General features: G+C 60.5%; 14 protein-coding genes. 12 read left to right on the top strand and 2 right to left on the bottom strand.

The window, feature by feature from the left end:
- The first annotated feature begins 218 nt into the window (after positions 1-218).
- Positions 219-1,118: a GNAT family N-acetyltransferase gene (locus tag DQ393_RS32900; protein WP_169645254.1), complete on the top strand. Its 900-nt coding sequence runs from the start codon at positions 219-221 to the stop codon at positions 1,116-1,118.
- Between the two features lie 109 nt (positions 1,119-1,227).
- Here DQ393_RS32900 and DQ393_RS32895 read toward each other — a convergent pair whose 3' ends face one another.
- Positions 1,228-2,136, bottom strand: coding sequence for a LysR family transcriptional regulator (locus tag DQ393_RS32895; protein ID WP_112345850.1), 909 nt, complete (start codon positions 2,134-2,136; stop codon positions 1,228-1,230).
- A gap of 258 nt (positions 2,137-2,394) precedes the next feature.
- Here DQ393_RS32895 and DQ393_RS32890 point away from each other — a divergent pair, with 258 nt between their 5' ends.
- Genes DQ393_RS32890 through DQ393_RS32870 form a run of 5 tightly spaced genes read left to right on the top strand, consistent with a single transcriptional unit; the run spans position 2,395 to position 6,648 of the window.
- Complete coding sequence (locus DQ393_RS32890; RefSeq protein WP_112345849.1) at positions 2,395-3,201, top strand: 5-oxoprolinase subunit PxpA; 807 nt, start codon at positions 2,395-2,397, stop codon at positions 3,199-3,201.
- Positions 3,188-3,430 (top strand): acetyl-CoA carboxylase, encoded by a 243-nt coding sequence (locus tag DQ393_RS32885; RefSeq protein ID WP_112345848.1) that lies wholly within the window; start codon positions 3,188-3,190, stop codon positions 3,428-3,430. The genes DQ393_RS32890 and DQ393_RS32885 overlap by 14 nt, the downstream gene beginning before the upstream one ends.
- Positions 3,427-4,812: an acetyl-CoA carboxylase biotin carboxylase subunit gene (locus tag DQ393_RS32880; RefSeq protein ID WP_112345847.1), complete on the top strand. Its 1,386-nt coding sequence runs from the start codon at positions 3,427-3,429 to the stop codon at positions 4,810-4,812. Before DQ393_RS32885 ends, DQ393_RS32880 begins: the two co-directional genes overlap by 4 nt.
- The gene (locus DQ393_RS32875; RefSeq protein WP_112345846.1) at positions 4,812-5,687 is read left to right on the top strand and encodes a 5-oxoprolinase subunit B family protein; all 876 of its coding nucleotides are present in this window, start codon (positions 4,812-4,814) and stop codon (positions 5,685-5,687) included. Before DQ393_RS32880 ends, DQ393_RS32875 begins: the two co-directional genes overlap by 1 nt.
- The gene (locus DQ393_RS32870; protein ID WP_112345845.1) at positions 5,677-6,648 is read left to right on the top strand and encodes a biotin-dependent carboxyltransferase family protein; all 972 of its coding nucleotides are present in this window, start codon (positions 5,677-5,679) and stop codon (positions 6,646-6,648) included. The genes DQ393_RS32875 and DQ393_RS32870 overlap by 11 nt, the downstream gene beginning before the upstream one ends.
- A 75-nt stretch (positions 6,649-6,723) precedes the next feature.
- Here DQ393_RS32870 and DQ393_RS32865 read toward each other — a convergent pair whose 3' ends face one another.
- Positions 6,724-7,734, bottom strand: coding sequence for a GntR family transcriptional regulator (locus tag DQ393_RS32865; RefSeq protein ID WP_112345844.1), 1,011 nt, complete (start codon positions 7,732-7,734; stop codon positions 6,724-6,726).
- A gap of 552 nt (positions 7,735-8,286) precedes the next feature.
- Here DQ393_RS32865 and DQ393_RS32860 point away from each other — a divergent pair.
- From DQ393_RS32860 to DQ393_RS32835, 6 genes are all read left to right on the top strand, one after another.
- Positions 8,287-9,360, top strand: a complete 1,074-nt coding sequence (locus tag DQ393_RS32860; protein WP_112345843.1) for an ABC transporter ATP-binding protein — start codon at positions 8,287-8,289, stop codon at positions 9,358-9,360.
- A gap of 48 nt (positions 9,361-9,408) precedes the next feature.
- Positions 9,409-10,308 carry an ABC transporter permease gene (locus DQ393_RS32855; RefSeq protein ID WP_112345842.1) on the top strand — a complete coding sequence of 300 codons (900 nt, stop codon included), beginning with the start codon at positions 9,409-9,411 and terminating at the stop codon, positions 10,306-10,308.
- 2 nt (positions 10,309-10,310) lie between these two features.
- Positions 10,311-11,156: an ABC transporter permease gene (locus tag DQ393_RS32850; RefSeq protein ID WP_112345841.1), complete on the top strand. Its 846-nt coding sequence runs from the start codon at positions 10,311-10,313 to the stop codon at positions 11,154-11,156.
- On the top strand, positions 11,156-11,920 hold the full coding sequence (locus DQ393_RS32845) for an SDR family NAD(P)-dependent oxidoreductase (RefSeq protein ID WP_112345840.1): 765 nt from the start codon (positions 11,156-11,158) through the stop codon (positions 11,918-11,920). Before DQ393_RS32850 ends, DQ393_RS32845 begins: the two co-directional genes overlap by 1 nt.
- A 13-nt stretch (positions 11,921-11,933) precedes the next feature.
- A complete protein-coding gene (locus DQ393_RS32840) occupies positions 11,934-12,701 on the top strand; it encodes an SDR family NAD(P)-dependent oxidoreductase (protein WP_112345839.1) in 768 nt (255 codons plus the stop codon).
- A gap of 97 nt (positions 12,702-12,798) precedes the next feature.
- Entirely contained in the window at positions 12,799-14,031 is a 1,233-nt protein-coding gene (locus DQ393_RS32835; protein ID WP_112345838.1) for an ABC transporter substrate-binding protein, read from the top strand.
- Positions 14,032-14,095: the final 64 nt, after the last annotated feature.

Here is a 14,095-nt window from a genome sequence, read left to right as displayed (position 1 = left end):
ATTGCCGTCCTCGCCCGTGCAAGGGAGGTTTCGATCAAAGGAAGGGTAAGCCTCCGCCAGAGGAATACCTGCCGAAAGCGCGGCGCATACGGTCAATTCTTGCGCCGGTGTTTGCATACGCAGTGAAATGTTTCGCGCGGTCTCGGCTAAGCTCGCCAAACATGATGCCGGCTTGCGCGAATAAGCAGCAGGAAGATCGAATGGCGGCTGGATTACGAATGGATACAAAAGTACCCGAAAAACTGCATGTCGATGCATTCGAACTGCGCTTTGCCGACATCTCAGAAGTCTCTCTGTCTCAACTTCAAGCTCTCTCGATGTCGGTCGGATGGCCGCATCGATCGCAGGACTGGCAGCATCTACGGGATGTCGGCCGCGGCTTCGTGGCGCTTGACGAAATCGGCAGGGTTTCGGGCTCGACCATGTGGTTTCCACACGGAGAGAATTTCGCCACGTTCGGCATGCTGATCACCGCGCCGCGTCTGCAGACGAATGGCACGGCCGAGTGGCTTGTCACCCGGATGCTGGCCGAATGTCATCAGGAACGATTAAGGCTCAACGCGACAAGAGCGGCACGCCGGATGTGCGCAACACTCGGGTTCATGCCGCAACAGACGGTCTTCCAGTGTCAGGGTGAGGTTCTATCCGTGCCCAAGATCGACAGTATCAAGCCGGGGCTTCAGCTGCGGCGGCTCGAGCGCGGCGATCTGGATGTGGTTGCGGCCCTGGACGAGCCCGCTTTCGGCGCTCCGCGCCACCAGCACCTTCAACGATTGTTTGAAAGCTCCATCTGCTATGGCCTTTATGACGGCGAAAAATTGATGGCTTATTCCATGCGCCGCCGCTTCGGCCGCGGTCATGTGGTTGGTCCCGTCGTTGCTTATTGCGAGGAAGATGCGATTTCCGTCGTTCATCCGCATGTCGTCGCGCATGTCGGCAGTTTTCTCCGGCTCGATACCCATTTCGGTACCGGCCCATTCGCCGGTTTCGTTCAGCAAAGCGGCATGTCCGTCTTCGATACGGTGACAACAATGGTTTCTTCTGAGAGGGCCGCTTATGGGAGCCCGAACACAGGTTCTCCGATCGTATTTGCCCTTGCGTCGCAGTCTTTCGGCTAACCGCAAAGGATCCCCTTAGTTATCAATAGCCCTGCCGGTGGACGATGCTCGCCGACCTCAGGCATATAACGCCGGGATCGAACTTATGAAGTCCATCGACCTCATGTATTTATGCGTTCGTTCCGGGCAGGCTGTAGGCCTGTTGGAAATAACGGCGGAAGGCAAGCATTGGCGGGCTGAATTCGACGTTGGCCCGCCAGGCCAGACCGACATCCATCGGCGGAACCGGATCCTGGATGTTCACGGTCTCGATGCGGCGCCCCTCGAGCGACCAGGGACGATGCACCATATCCGAGAGGATGGCGACGCCGAGCCCATTTGCCACCATCGACCTGACAGCCTCGATCGAACTGGTGCGCAGAAGCACCTTGGGCTGATAGGAGCTTTGGCTCCAGTATCGTAGGGAGGAATGGGCCGCTTCATCGACCGTCAGCATGATGTAGGGCTCTTCGGCGATCTCGCGCAGGCCGATGCCGGCGCGGCGCTGCAGGTCGTGACCCGCCGGAAGCCAGAGGCGTCTCACCGAGCTTAGAAGCGTTTCGGTCGCCAGCATCGGATTGAGGATGTTCGACGTCAGCAGCACCGAAATGTCGTAACGATTGCTGAGCAGACCCTCCTCGATCGATTCGCGATTGACCTCGTAGAGCTGGATTTTCAGTTTCGGATAGAGACGGCGGATGCGCTCGATGTGAAGCGGCAGGAAATAGCCGATGACGGTATAGGTGGCGGCAACGACAAGCTCTCCTTCGATATCGCTGCTGACGAGATTGAGATGGGTCGCCTCGTCGACCTTGGCCAGAATTTCATAGGCGTGGGACAGGAATTGTCGTCCGGCCGTCGTCAGTTCCATGCCTTGCGGCGTGCGGTTGAACAGCGACACGCCCACCGTCAATTCGAGATCCTTGATCGCAGCGGTGACGGCAGATTGTGAGATCGACAGGCTGACCGCCGCATGCGAGATCTGCCCATATTCGGCCGTTGCGACGAAGTAGCGAAGCTGCCGTAGGCTCAGGCCCATGATGTCTCCCCATCGATTTATCTGAAAATTGCTGTACTGAATCAGATTTACGAGGCTTAAAACATGCGCCTTTTCGATTTAATTTTGCGCACCATCTATATCATATTGATAAATTTATATAATTTCTGGCGCCATTTTAAGCTCTGATATCAATTTATCAGATAATGATGCTTTGAAAATTGTATTTTTCAAGAGGCACCTTTCTCTCTAGCGTCCTCATACCGCTCCTGATCGGACCGCATATATCTGAGGAAATGCATGAAGGAAGCTGTCGATATTAATTGCGACATGGGGGAGGCCTTCGGCCGCTGGCGGATCGGCGACGCGCATGACGAGGAGCTTATCTCGCTCATCAGTTCGGCCAATATCGCGACCGGCTTTCATGCCGGCGATCCCAATCTAATGGATGAGACCGTGCGGATCGCCGCCGCCCACGGCGTCGGCGTCGGGGCTCATCCAGGCTACAACGATCTCCAGGGCTTCGGACGACGCAAGATCAACGGCACCAGCCGCGAGATCGTCAACGATCTGATCTATCAGGTTGGGGCGCTGCGGGAGTTCGCCAGACGCCATGGCGTGCCCGTCCAGCACGTGAAGCCGCATGGCGCCCTTTATATGGAACTGGCGGCGAACACGGATCTCTCGCAGATATTCATACAATATATGCGTACGGCAGCGCCAAACATGTTCGTCTTCTGCATGGACGGTTCGGCGACCTGCCTCGCCGCTGAAGAGGCCGGCCAGCCTGTTGTCCGCGAGTTCTACGCCGATCGCGACTACGGCGATGCCGGCTGGATCATCTTTACCAGGGATGCGGGTCGCCCCGATCCCAAGGCAATTACCCGCAAGGTCGTGAGAGCTTGCACCGAAGGCGTCGTGCGCACCGTCAACGGTGTTGATATTCCGATCGCCTTTGATTCCATCTGTTTCCATTCCGATACTTTGGGTGCGCTCGATATCGTGCGCCACATGCGCGAGGCCCTCATTGCCGAAGGCATAAAAATTGCACCCGTTTCGCAGATTTTGAACAGCGACGCAGCGCGGAGGTCCCATGAACAAGCTTGAGATCAGATCACCCCTTCCGGGAACCTTCTACAGAGCCTCTTCTCCGGATACACCGCCCTTCAAGGCTGATGGCGATGCCGTTGCCGCCAATGATACGATCGGTCTTATCGAGGTCATGAAAGCCTTCCAGCAGATCTCGGCCGGGCTCGACGGTAAGAACATCACCTTCCTCGTCGACAATGAAGAGCCCGTCATGGCCGGCCAAGTCATCGCGGAGGTGGACCCATGACGATCCGCTCTGTGCTGGTCGCCAATCGCGGCGAGATCGCCGTCAGGATCATAAAGGCCGCTAAAGCGCTCGGCATCCGCACCGTGCAGGTTCATAGTGCCGCTGATGCCGACATGTTGGCGGTTAAACTGGCGGACGAGGCGATCGATATCGGCTCGCCGGCCCCTAAGAAATCCTATTTGAACATCGAAGCCATCGTCTCGGCGGCGCGGTCGGCGGGCGTGGATGCCGTTCATCCGGGCTATGGGTTTCTGTCCGAAAACGGAGATTTCGCCGATGCCGTCGAGGCGGCGGGCATGATCTTCATCGGGCCGAGCGGCGAGGCCATCCGGCTGCTCGGCGACAAGGTGGCAGCCCGCGAGATTGCGAAACGGGCCGGCGTCCCGACGGTGCCGGGAAGCGACGGCCGCGTGGCCGACATTGCGGCTGCCGAGGCGATTGCCGAACGCATCGGCTTTCCCGTCATGATCAAGGCTGCAGCCGGCGGCGGTGGACGTGGCATACGTATCGTGCAGTCGCTCGCCGAGCTCAGGGAGCAGTTTCCGCTTGCCTCTGCAGAGGCGGCGGCCGCTTTCGGCGATGGCGGCCTCTACATGGAGAAGGTCATCACCCGCGCCCGCCATATCGAGGTGCAGATTTTCGGCGACGGACGGAATTTCGTCCATTGTTTCGAACGTGAGTGCTCGCTGCAGCGGCGGCGTCAGAAGGTGTGGGAGGAAGCGCAGGCTTTTCTTCTTCCTGATGAGATCAGGCAACGCCTTTGCGCCGGCGCCGTGGCCCTTGCCGCCGAAGTCGGTTATCGCGGCGCGGGCACGGTCGAATATCTCTACGACGAGGACAATAGGCAGTTCTATTTCATCGAGGTGAATACCCGCATCCAGGTCGAGCATCCAGTAACCGAAATGATTACCGGCATTGATCTGGTGCAGGAAATGTTCAAGGTGGCGAGTGGCGCTCCCTTGTCGCTGGCGCAGTCCGATATTCAGGCCCGCGGTCACGCCATCGAATGCCGGATCAATGCCGAGGACCCGACCAAGGGCTTTCTGCCGGCGCCGGGCACCGTGACGCGGCTTTCCATTCCGGAAGGCGAGGGCATCCGTTTCGATACGATGCTCTATGCCGGCTATACCGTGCCGCCTTTCTACGACTCTCTGCTCGGCAAGCTGATCGTTTGGGCGGACGATCGCGATGCTTGCCTCGACAGGCTGGTTGCCGCCCTTTCAAGTCTGACGATCGAAGGCTTGCCGACGACGATCCCTCTGCACCTTGCGCTTGCTCGCGATCCATCGGTGCGAAAGGGTGCATTCCATACGCGTTTTCTCGAATCCTGGCTGGAGACCGATTTTGCCGCGGTTGACGGCATATCGGCGGAGGTTGCCTGATGCCTGCTCGCTTCACATTCGGAGGTGACGAACATCTCTTCGTCGAATGCAGCGACGAGATGTCCCTCGAAGCCTTCTTCAAAAGCCTGTCGATGGCCAAGGGGGTGCGCGAGAGCGCCATCAAGGGCGTGACCGAAATCTGCCCCGCCAACGCCTCCTTCCAGATCAAGTTCGATCCGGATCTGATCAAGCCGGACGATCTCTTACGCGAGGTCAAGGCAATCGAGGGCGCCGCGGAAAAAGCGGAGCCCGTCATCACCACCCGCATCGTCGAAATCCCAGTCTTCTATAACGATCCGTGGACGCATGAGACGCTGATGCGCTTCCGCGAGCGGCATCAGGAGCCGAAAGGTACCGATCTCGACTATGCCGCCAGGATCAATGGCTACGACGCGGTCGAGGATTTCATCTCTGCCCATGCCGGCTCGCCCTGGTTCGTCTCGATGGTCGGCTTCGTCGCCGGGCTGCCCTTCATGTATCAGATGGTGGAGCGGCAGCGGCAGATCGAGGTGCCGAAATATCTGCGCCCGCGCACCGACACGCCGCGGCTGACTGTGGGGCATGGCGGCTGCTTCGGCTGCATCTATTCCGTGCGCGGTGCGGGCGGCTATCAGATGTTCGGCATCACGCCGATGCCGATCTTCGATCCCACGCAATCCACCAGCTATCTCCGCGATTTCATGGTGTTCTTCCGCCCCGGCGACATCGTGAAGTTCCGGCCGATCGATCGCGACGGCTACGACCAGGCGGTCGAGGATGTCGACACGGGGCGCTTTGCTCCGCCGATCCGCGAGGTCAGCTTCGATCTCAGGCAATACCAGGCCGATATCGACGGTTACAACACCAGGCTGGAGGGCGCGCTGCATGGCCATTAAGGTTCTTCATCACGGCCTTTCCACAACCGTTCAGGATCTCGGACGGCCCGGCTATTTCCATCTCGGCATTCCCATCGGCGGCGCTATGGATCGTTACGCCATGCGGGCGGCAAATCTTCTCGTCGGCAATGATGAGGGTGCGGCCGGGCTCGAGGCCGTCTTCATGGGTCCCAAGCTCGAATTTCTCGACGATGCGCTGATTGCCGTGACCGGCGCCGACATGCCCGTCAGGATCGACGGCGAGCTCCAGCCGGGATGGACGGCGCTCAAGGTCAGGGCAGGGCAGACCGTAAGTTTCGACTTTCTGAAGTCCGGTGCGCGGATCTGCATCGCGGTATCGGGCGGCATCGATGTTCCCGAAGCGCTGGGTAGTCGATCGACCTATGTGATCGGCGCCCTTGGTGGCCTGAATGGTAAGGCCATCGCCGCCGGCGACGAGCTTCCCGTCGGTTCTGGCTCCATGACGAATGAGGGGTTATCCGTTGCCGAGGAGCTGCGCCGCAAGCCGGGTACCCCGGCCGAGCTCCGGGTTTTGCCCGGGCTCTATTGGGACCGGTTGACCGAACAGACAAAGAGCAATTTCTTTGCCGACCAATGGAAGGTGGCGCCGGAGGCCGATCGCATGGGGTATCGCTTCCGCGGCGGCCGCAAGCTCGAATTCGTTGAGCGCAAGCAGCCCTTCGGTGCAGGCTCGAATCCGTCGAATATCGTCGACAGCTGCTATCCCTATGGCTCGATCCAGGTGCCGGGCGGAACCGAGCCGATCATCCTGCATCGCGATGCCGTCTCCGGCGGCGGTTATTTCATGCTGGGAACGGTGATCTCGGCCGACATGGATCTGATTGCCCAACTGCAGCCGCATACGCCGACGCAGTTCGTGGAGGTCACCATGGATCAGGCACTGGCGGCGCGGGCGGATCGGCAGGCCTTGCTTGCACGCCTTCGCGCTGCACTGGCGTAAAGGATCAATCAGATGGCTGCCCCTTCGATCCCCCATTTCCTGCACAGATGGAATAGGTCAGGGGTCGCCTGCATCTCACTCGAGAACGCGGGTGAGATAAGCGGCCGTCACGCCGGGGCCGGGAATGATCGCGACGATCTTCATTTGCGCGATCGTGCGGTCGACGGAGGCTTCGAGATGGTTTTCCATCATCGCCGCCGCCGCCTTGACGGCACCCCGCAGCAGCAGTTCCGTGATCAGGCGAAGCTCGGTGATGATGGCGGGATCGCCCGGCAGGCCGAGGCGTCGCAGCAGCCTTTCTGTCGCCGTCACCGGCAGCAGATTGTTGCGGATGGATTCCTTCAGCCGCTCGTTCGGCGTCGCAAGGATGCAGATCTCGATGAAGTCCGCCTGGATGGCCTCGAGCGTCGCAAGATGATCCGCCGGTTCGCGCCGCTCGAGATCGGAAAGGCGCTGAAACAGGTCGTCCAGGCGCTCCCGGTCGACGCGGCTGGCTCCGGCCACCAGCGCCTGCGGCTCCAGCATGCCGCGCAGGCCATAGTGGTCCTTGATCATCTGCGCCGTCAGCGGTCCGGCGATCCAGTGGGAAGACTGGTTCTTGCGCACAAGCCCGCGTTCGCGAAGCCGGGTCAGCACATCGCGCACGACGGTGCGGCTGACGTTGAAGTGATCGGCAAGCTCGATCTCGATGATACGGTACTGGCCGAAGACGACACAGCCGGCGACATCAGCTTCCACGGTATTGTAGATGCGCTCCCAGGAGGCGCGGCTCTGCAAAGCCTCGTCCGCATGGCGCGGAATGGTCAGGCCGAGGGTCTTGATATCGGTGCGGTTCGGCTCGATGCCCTGGCCGGCAGGCCCGACGAGGTAGCCGCGCCCGTTGAAGCGATGCACCAGCCCTTCGCTTTCCAGCGCCTGCAGCGCCCTTTGCACGGGCGCGCGCGAAATCTGCAGGATATCGGCGATCGGCCCTTCGAGCAGCACCACGCCCTGCGGCAGCGTGTGGTCCTCGATATTGCCACGCAGAACATCCTCGGCGATCTCGTAGCGCTTTTGCGCATTGGGGCGCGCACGGTTTTCGGTCATCTGATGCAATGGACTCACGTCGTTCTGATGCCCCACTCTTACGCGTTTTGTAATTCTAACATAGCGCAAAAATAAATGACTATTGAATACAAAATATGTTTTTGCGCGCAAGTGCAGTGAATCTCTTGCTGCTGGTTGGTGACCTATAGCGCCGCGATTGGCGCTATTTGCTGAATGATATCCGGGTGCGGCGCGTTACGCTCTGGCGGCCCCTATAACTATTTTGTCGCCAATTCTACGCGTAAGACAAGGATGCTCGCCGATATCGCTGCCTCCGCCAGTCGCCCCTCAATCATTTGTGACATCGGGTTCGGATTTTTCAGAAAAAGTCTATTGAATACAAAAATCATTTATGTAATGCTCCCAACATCAAGGCGCTCGTTAGAAGCGCCGCAGGTGGAACTCTTTGAAACGCCAAGGAACATCTCTTTGACGCGCATGTGATCATGCGCGAACGCAGGCCGACGTCTGAACGTCCGGATCGATGCGATCCAGGCGAAGGCGGAGCTTTGCCCGAAGGATGGTCCTTGCCTTGAAACTGGTGGGAATTCGGTGTCGACCGTTCTTCAGCTCAGCCAAGTCACCAAGTCCTATGGCGCGGCGCCCGCGCTGGACAGGATAGATTTCTCTCTGCCCGACAATGCCTATATCTCGCTGCTAGGCCCGAGCGGCTCGGGCAAGACGACGCTGCTGCGCGTCATCGCCGGTTTCGAGGAGCCGGATGCCGGCTCGATCCTCTTCCACGGCAAGCGGCTCGATGGCGTCGAGCCGCATGATCGCGGCATCGGCTTCGTTTTTCAGAACTTCGCTCTGTTTCCGCATCTTTCCGTTGCCGAAAACGTTGCCTTCGGCCTGCGCAATCGCAAGGTCGATCCGATGACGGATGCGCGCGTGCTGGCAAAGCGGGTTCAGGACATGCTGTCGCTGGTCGGCCTCAAGGGATTTGACGACCGCGCCATCACGCAGATCTCGGGCGGACAGCGCCAACGCGTCGCTCTGGCACGCACATTGGTGACGGAGCCGAAGATGGTGCTGCTGGACGAGCCGCTCGGCGCGCTCGACGCCAATCTGCGCGGCCGTATGCGCAGCGAACTCAAGATCATCCGCGAACGCTGCGGCGTGACCTTCCTGCATGTCACCGGCAGCGAGAGCGAAGCTTTGGCAATGGGGGATCTGGTCCTCGTGCTCGATCGCGGCCGCATCGCGCAGGCGGCCGCCTCGGATGTGGTCTACAACAGCCCGGCAACGGCCTCGGTCGCCCGCTTTCTCAATTGCTACAACCTCTTTACCGGCGATATCGCCGAGGATGCTTTCGTCGCACCGGCGGGCCGGTTTCCCCTGAATGCATCGCGCAGGAAAGCGCTGCAACCGGCCTATGCGATCCGCTACGACCGTATTTCGATCCGCGCCCGCGATGCCGCGCTATCGAATGACGAGGTGCGCATCGAGGGGGATTTCATCGCCAGCGAATATTCCGGTGCGGCGGTCAATTCCTTCTTCGCGCTCGATGGCGGCCATGTCTTCGAGGTCGAATCCCATCTGAGCCATGCCCGCCCGCCGGCCTTTGTCGAAAAGGATCGCTATGCGCTCGTCTGGAAGAAGGAGGATGCCCTTGTCTTCGGCTGATGTGACTTTTTCCAACCCTTCCGCCGGCCCTTCCAAGGAGAGCGAGACATGACCATGGCTGCGACAAGCGAGGAAGCCGTGCAGCAAGGCGTAACCGTGCGCCAGAGATCGAGCAAGACATTCTGGCTTCTGGCGCCGGGCATGATCTGGATGATGGCCTTCCTCGTCCTGCCGATGCTGATGATGGTCTATGTTTCCTTCTGGACGCAAACGACCTTCAAGATCGAGCCGACGCTGACCTTGCAGAGCTGGGTCACCTTCCTGACGAGCCCCACCTATCTCGGTGCGCTCTGGACGACGATCCGCATCTGGCTGCTTGTGCTGGTGTCGACATTGATCGTCGGCTATCCGGCGGCGCTCTTCGTCGGGCTTCTCATCAAGAACAAGACGCTGCAGACTGTGTTGCTCGTGCTCTGCGTCATTCCGTTCTGGACGTCTTTCCTGATCCGCGTGCTTGCCTGGCGGCCGATGCTCGGTACCGAAGGCGCCATCAACATGATCCTGATGAAGTTCGGCATCGTGCAGCAGCCGATAGAGGTGCTGCTGTTTTCGGAACTGTCCGTCATCATTGGCATGACGCAGATCTACTGCGTCTTCATGGTCGGGCCGATCGCCTTCATGATGGGTCGCATCGACGCCTCGGTCATCGAGGCTGCCCAGGATCTCGGTGCCGGCTTCTGGCGCATCTTCCGCACGATCATCTTGCCGCTTTCCATGCCGGGCGTGGTGGTCGGCGCGATCTTCGTCTCCGTCATGGTTCTCGGCGAATTCGCAACGTCCGCCGCTCTGTCCGGCCGCAAGGTCAATCTGCTCGGCAACATCATCGTCACCCAGGTCGGCTCGCTGAAATGGGCCTTTGCCGCGGTCGCAGGCGTTGTCCTGACGATCATCATGGGCGCTGTTGTCGCAGCCCTGCTCAAGGTCGTCGACCTCAGAAAGGAGCTCTGATCATGAATGCCGGCGGCATCAAGCTTGGCCTGGGCGTCTATACGACCCTATTCTTGATCTTCCTCTACGGACCGCTCGTCGTCCTGGCGATCCTGTCGTTCCAGACCGGACCGGAGGGCGGTCCGCAATTTCCGATCATCGAATGGTCCACCTACTGGTACCGGCATCTCTTCGGTCTGACGCCGCCGTCGCGTATCGCGCCCCTGCCGATCGACCAGGCGCTAATCCGCTCGCTCTCGCTGGCGCTGATGACCATGGTCGTCTCGACGGTGCTCGGCGTCATGTCTGCCCAGGCCTTTCGCCGTAAGTTCCGCGGTTCTGGCGTCGCCTTCTACCTGATCGTTCTTGGCATGATGGTCCCGGGCGTGCTTGTCGGCCTCGGCATGGCGCTTGTCGCCAATGCCTTCGGAATCGACCGGCACTGGTGGAGCACCGCCTTCGTCCTACATGTCGTCTACACCTTCCCCTTCGCCTTCCTCGTCATGCTCGCCATTTTCAATAGGTTCGATCCGAGCATGGAGGAGGCCTCATGGTCGCTCGGCGTCACGCCGGCACGCACCTTCCGCAAGATCACGTTTCCGCTGATCTTCCCGGGCGTGCTTTCGGCCATGCTCTTCGCCTTCACCCTCTCCTATGACGAGTTCTCGCGCACCCTGTTTGCCTCCGGCCGCGAGCTGACGCTGCCGCTTGCGATCTACGGCACCTTCTCCGTCGAGGTACATCCGAACGTCTTCGCCTTCGGGGTGCTGACGACGCTGTTTTCCTTCGCGCTCCTCGGCATCTACGCAATCCTGATGGGTCTGTCGGTCAGGCGCGCCAAGCGTGTCCGCATTCAGGAGGATGCATGATGGCTGAGAAGGCTTCCGCCCTGATCTCCGCCCCCCTCTCTGCCATCGTCACCGGTGCCGGCTCTGGGATCGGGCGCGCCATTGCGCTGCGCCTTGCCGCAGACGGCTGTGCGGTTCTGGTCAATGACCTCTCCGAGGAGCGCGCCATTTCTGTCGCCTCGGAAATCACCAAGACGGGCGGTGCGGCGACCGCGATCGCCGGCGACATCTCGCGGCCGGAGGATGTGGCGGCCATCCATGCGGCTGCCAAGAGCTCGCACGGCGACGTCGCCCTTCTCGTCAACAATGCCGGCATTGCGCATCAGGCAGCATTCGAGAACCTCGATCTGGAGGATTTCGACCGGATGTTTGCGGTGCATGTGCGCGGCACCTTCCTGATGACCAAGGCCGTCATGCCGTCGATGCTGGCACGCGGCGAGGGCGTGATCGTCAACGTCGCCTCCCAACTGGGGCAGATCGGCGGCATCGAGTTGGTTCATTATTCCGGCGCCAAGGCCGCGATCATCGGCATGACCAAGGCACTCGCCCGCGAGGTTTCCAACCGGGGGGTGCGGGTCAACGCCGTAGCGCCAGGACCAATCAACACGCCGCTGGTGCGCGGCCTTTCCGAAGAATGGCGCGAACGCAAGAAGCGCGAACTGCCGCTCGGCCGCTTTGGTGAACCGGAAGAGGTGGCGGCGACCGTGGCGTTTCTGGCCTCGCCGGCAGCGAGCCTTTTCGTCGGCCAGACGCTCGGGCCGAATTCCGGCGATGTGATGCTCTGAGGGAGACAAGCAGATGGATAGTTTGGAAAAGCGGATCGTCATCGTCACGGGGGCGGGCATCGGTATCGGCCAGGCGACAGCAAAGGCATTTGCAGCGCTCGGCGACCGTGTCGTCGTCACAGACATCCTCGAGAAGGAAGGCGAGCAGACCGTTCGCGATATTCTCGCCGCTGGCGGCTCTGCCGAATTCCATCTCTACGACGTCCGCTCGACGGATACCGCGAACCGGCTTGTCGCCAATGTCGAGGCACGCTTCGGCAAGATCGACGTTATCGTCGCCAATGCCGGCATCGCCCATCGCACGCCCCTCGACAAGCTCACCGATGACAAGTGGGACCTGACCATGGATGTCGACCTGAAGGGCATCTTCAAGCTGGTGCGTGCCGCCGTACCGGGCATGCGAGCCCGCGGATCGGGCAGCATCGTCGCACTCTCCTCGATCATGGGCGTCGCCTATGGCTGGGACGAGCATGTCCATTATTCGGCGGCGAAATCCGGGGTCGTCGGACTGGTGCGCGGGCTCGCCGTCGAGCTGGCGAAGGACGGCATCAGGGTCAACGGCATTGCACCGGGCTATATCCGCACCGCCCAGCTTCTTTCGGAAGAAAATTCGCTCGGCCCCGCCGGCGCGGAGAAGGCGGCCGAGTTCATCCCGATGGGCCGGCTCGGCGAGCCGGAAGACATCGCCGACGTGATCGCATTCCTCGCCTCGAAGGGCGCGAGATACATGACCGGCCAGGTTCTGGTCGTGGATGGCGGCCTCCTTGTGGGGCGGTACTGATCGCCATCGTTCCGGCAACGACCGGGTGAAGGGCGATACGGCAATGAAGAGGTCCAGCAAGGGCCAAGGGAACAGCAATCAGCACTGGAGAACAGAAATGTCCAAAATGGAAATGAACAGACGCTCTCTGTTGAAGCATTCCGCCGGCGTGATGGCGCTCGCGATCGGGGGCGGCACGCCGTTCCTGTCGTCGCGGGCGGCCTACGCGCAAGCCGCCAACCTCGCCAAGGAGCAATTGCGCACCATCGGCCTTTCGGTCACCGTTCAGGAGCGTATTCTCGACAATTTTCGCAAGGCAAGCGGCGTCGGGCAGACCTCCGGCACGGCAGCGACCTTCCCGGATGCACAAACCAAAATCCTTTCCGGCTCCAAGGATTACGATTGCTGGGAGATCATCGGCGAGCGCCTGCCGTCGATCGTCATGACCAACAATGTCGAGCCGGTTCCGGCCGCTTCCTTGAAGAACTGGGCCAATATCCGCGATACCTTCACCACGCCTTCCGACAAGTGGGAGCCGAAGCAGCAGATCGTCGGCCAGATCTGGGCCGATGATGCCAAGACCACGCTGAACATGGTGCCGGCGGTCTATAATTATGATTCCATCGGCTACAATCCGGACGTTCTCTCCGCCGAGGAAGCCAATACCTGGGCGGCGATCTTCGATCCGAAGTTCAAGGGCAAGTCCGGCCTCAACACCGATCCTCTGATCGCCTTCGGCCAGGCGATCATGGCGATGAATACGCTTGGCCTTCTGAACGTCAAGAATCCCGGCAATCCGAGCACGGCCGAAATCGACGAAGCGGCGAAGTTCCTCGTTTCGAAGAAGAAGGACGGGCAGTTCCGCGCGCTGTGGGGCGATTTCGGCGAGCTGGTCAATCTGATGGCATCGGGCGAGATGGTCGTCTGCGACGCCTGGCAGCCGGCCGTCATGGCGGTCAAGGCTCAGGGCAAGGCGTGCAAATATGCCGTCCCGAAGGAAGGCTATCGCGGCTGGGCGATCGGCCCGTCGATGATCGCTGGCACGCCGAACAAGGAAGCCGTGATCGCCTATGCCGATTACTGGCTTTCGGGCGAGCCCGGCATCACCGTTTCCGAACAGGGCTATTATTCGCCGTCGACCAATATTCAGAAGGTCATGGCGCCGGACAAATATGCCTTCTGGTACGAGGGCAAGCCGTGGGTCGGCGCCGCCGAGCGCGGCATCAAGGAAGGCGACCTGCGCGACGGCGGCTCGCTGGTGGAGCGTGCCAAGAACGTCGCCTACTGGCACCAGTGGCCGGACGAATACGACCATCTCGTCCAGAAATGGGATGAATTCCTCAATGCCTGATCCGATGGCTGCTGCCAGCCATCCTATGCCGCGCGGGGAGGCGATGTCCGCCTCCTCCTCCACG

Origin of the sequence: Martinezella tropici, from assembly GCF_003287875.1 — a bacterium.
Taxonomy (GTDB): Bacteria; Pseudomonadota; Alphaproteobacteria; order Rhizobiales; family Rhizobiaceae; genus Rhizobium; species Rhizobium tropici_C.
The sequence above is the reverse complement of the archived record's forward strand: the minus strand, read 5'-3'. Positions and strand labels throughout refer to the sequence as shown.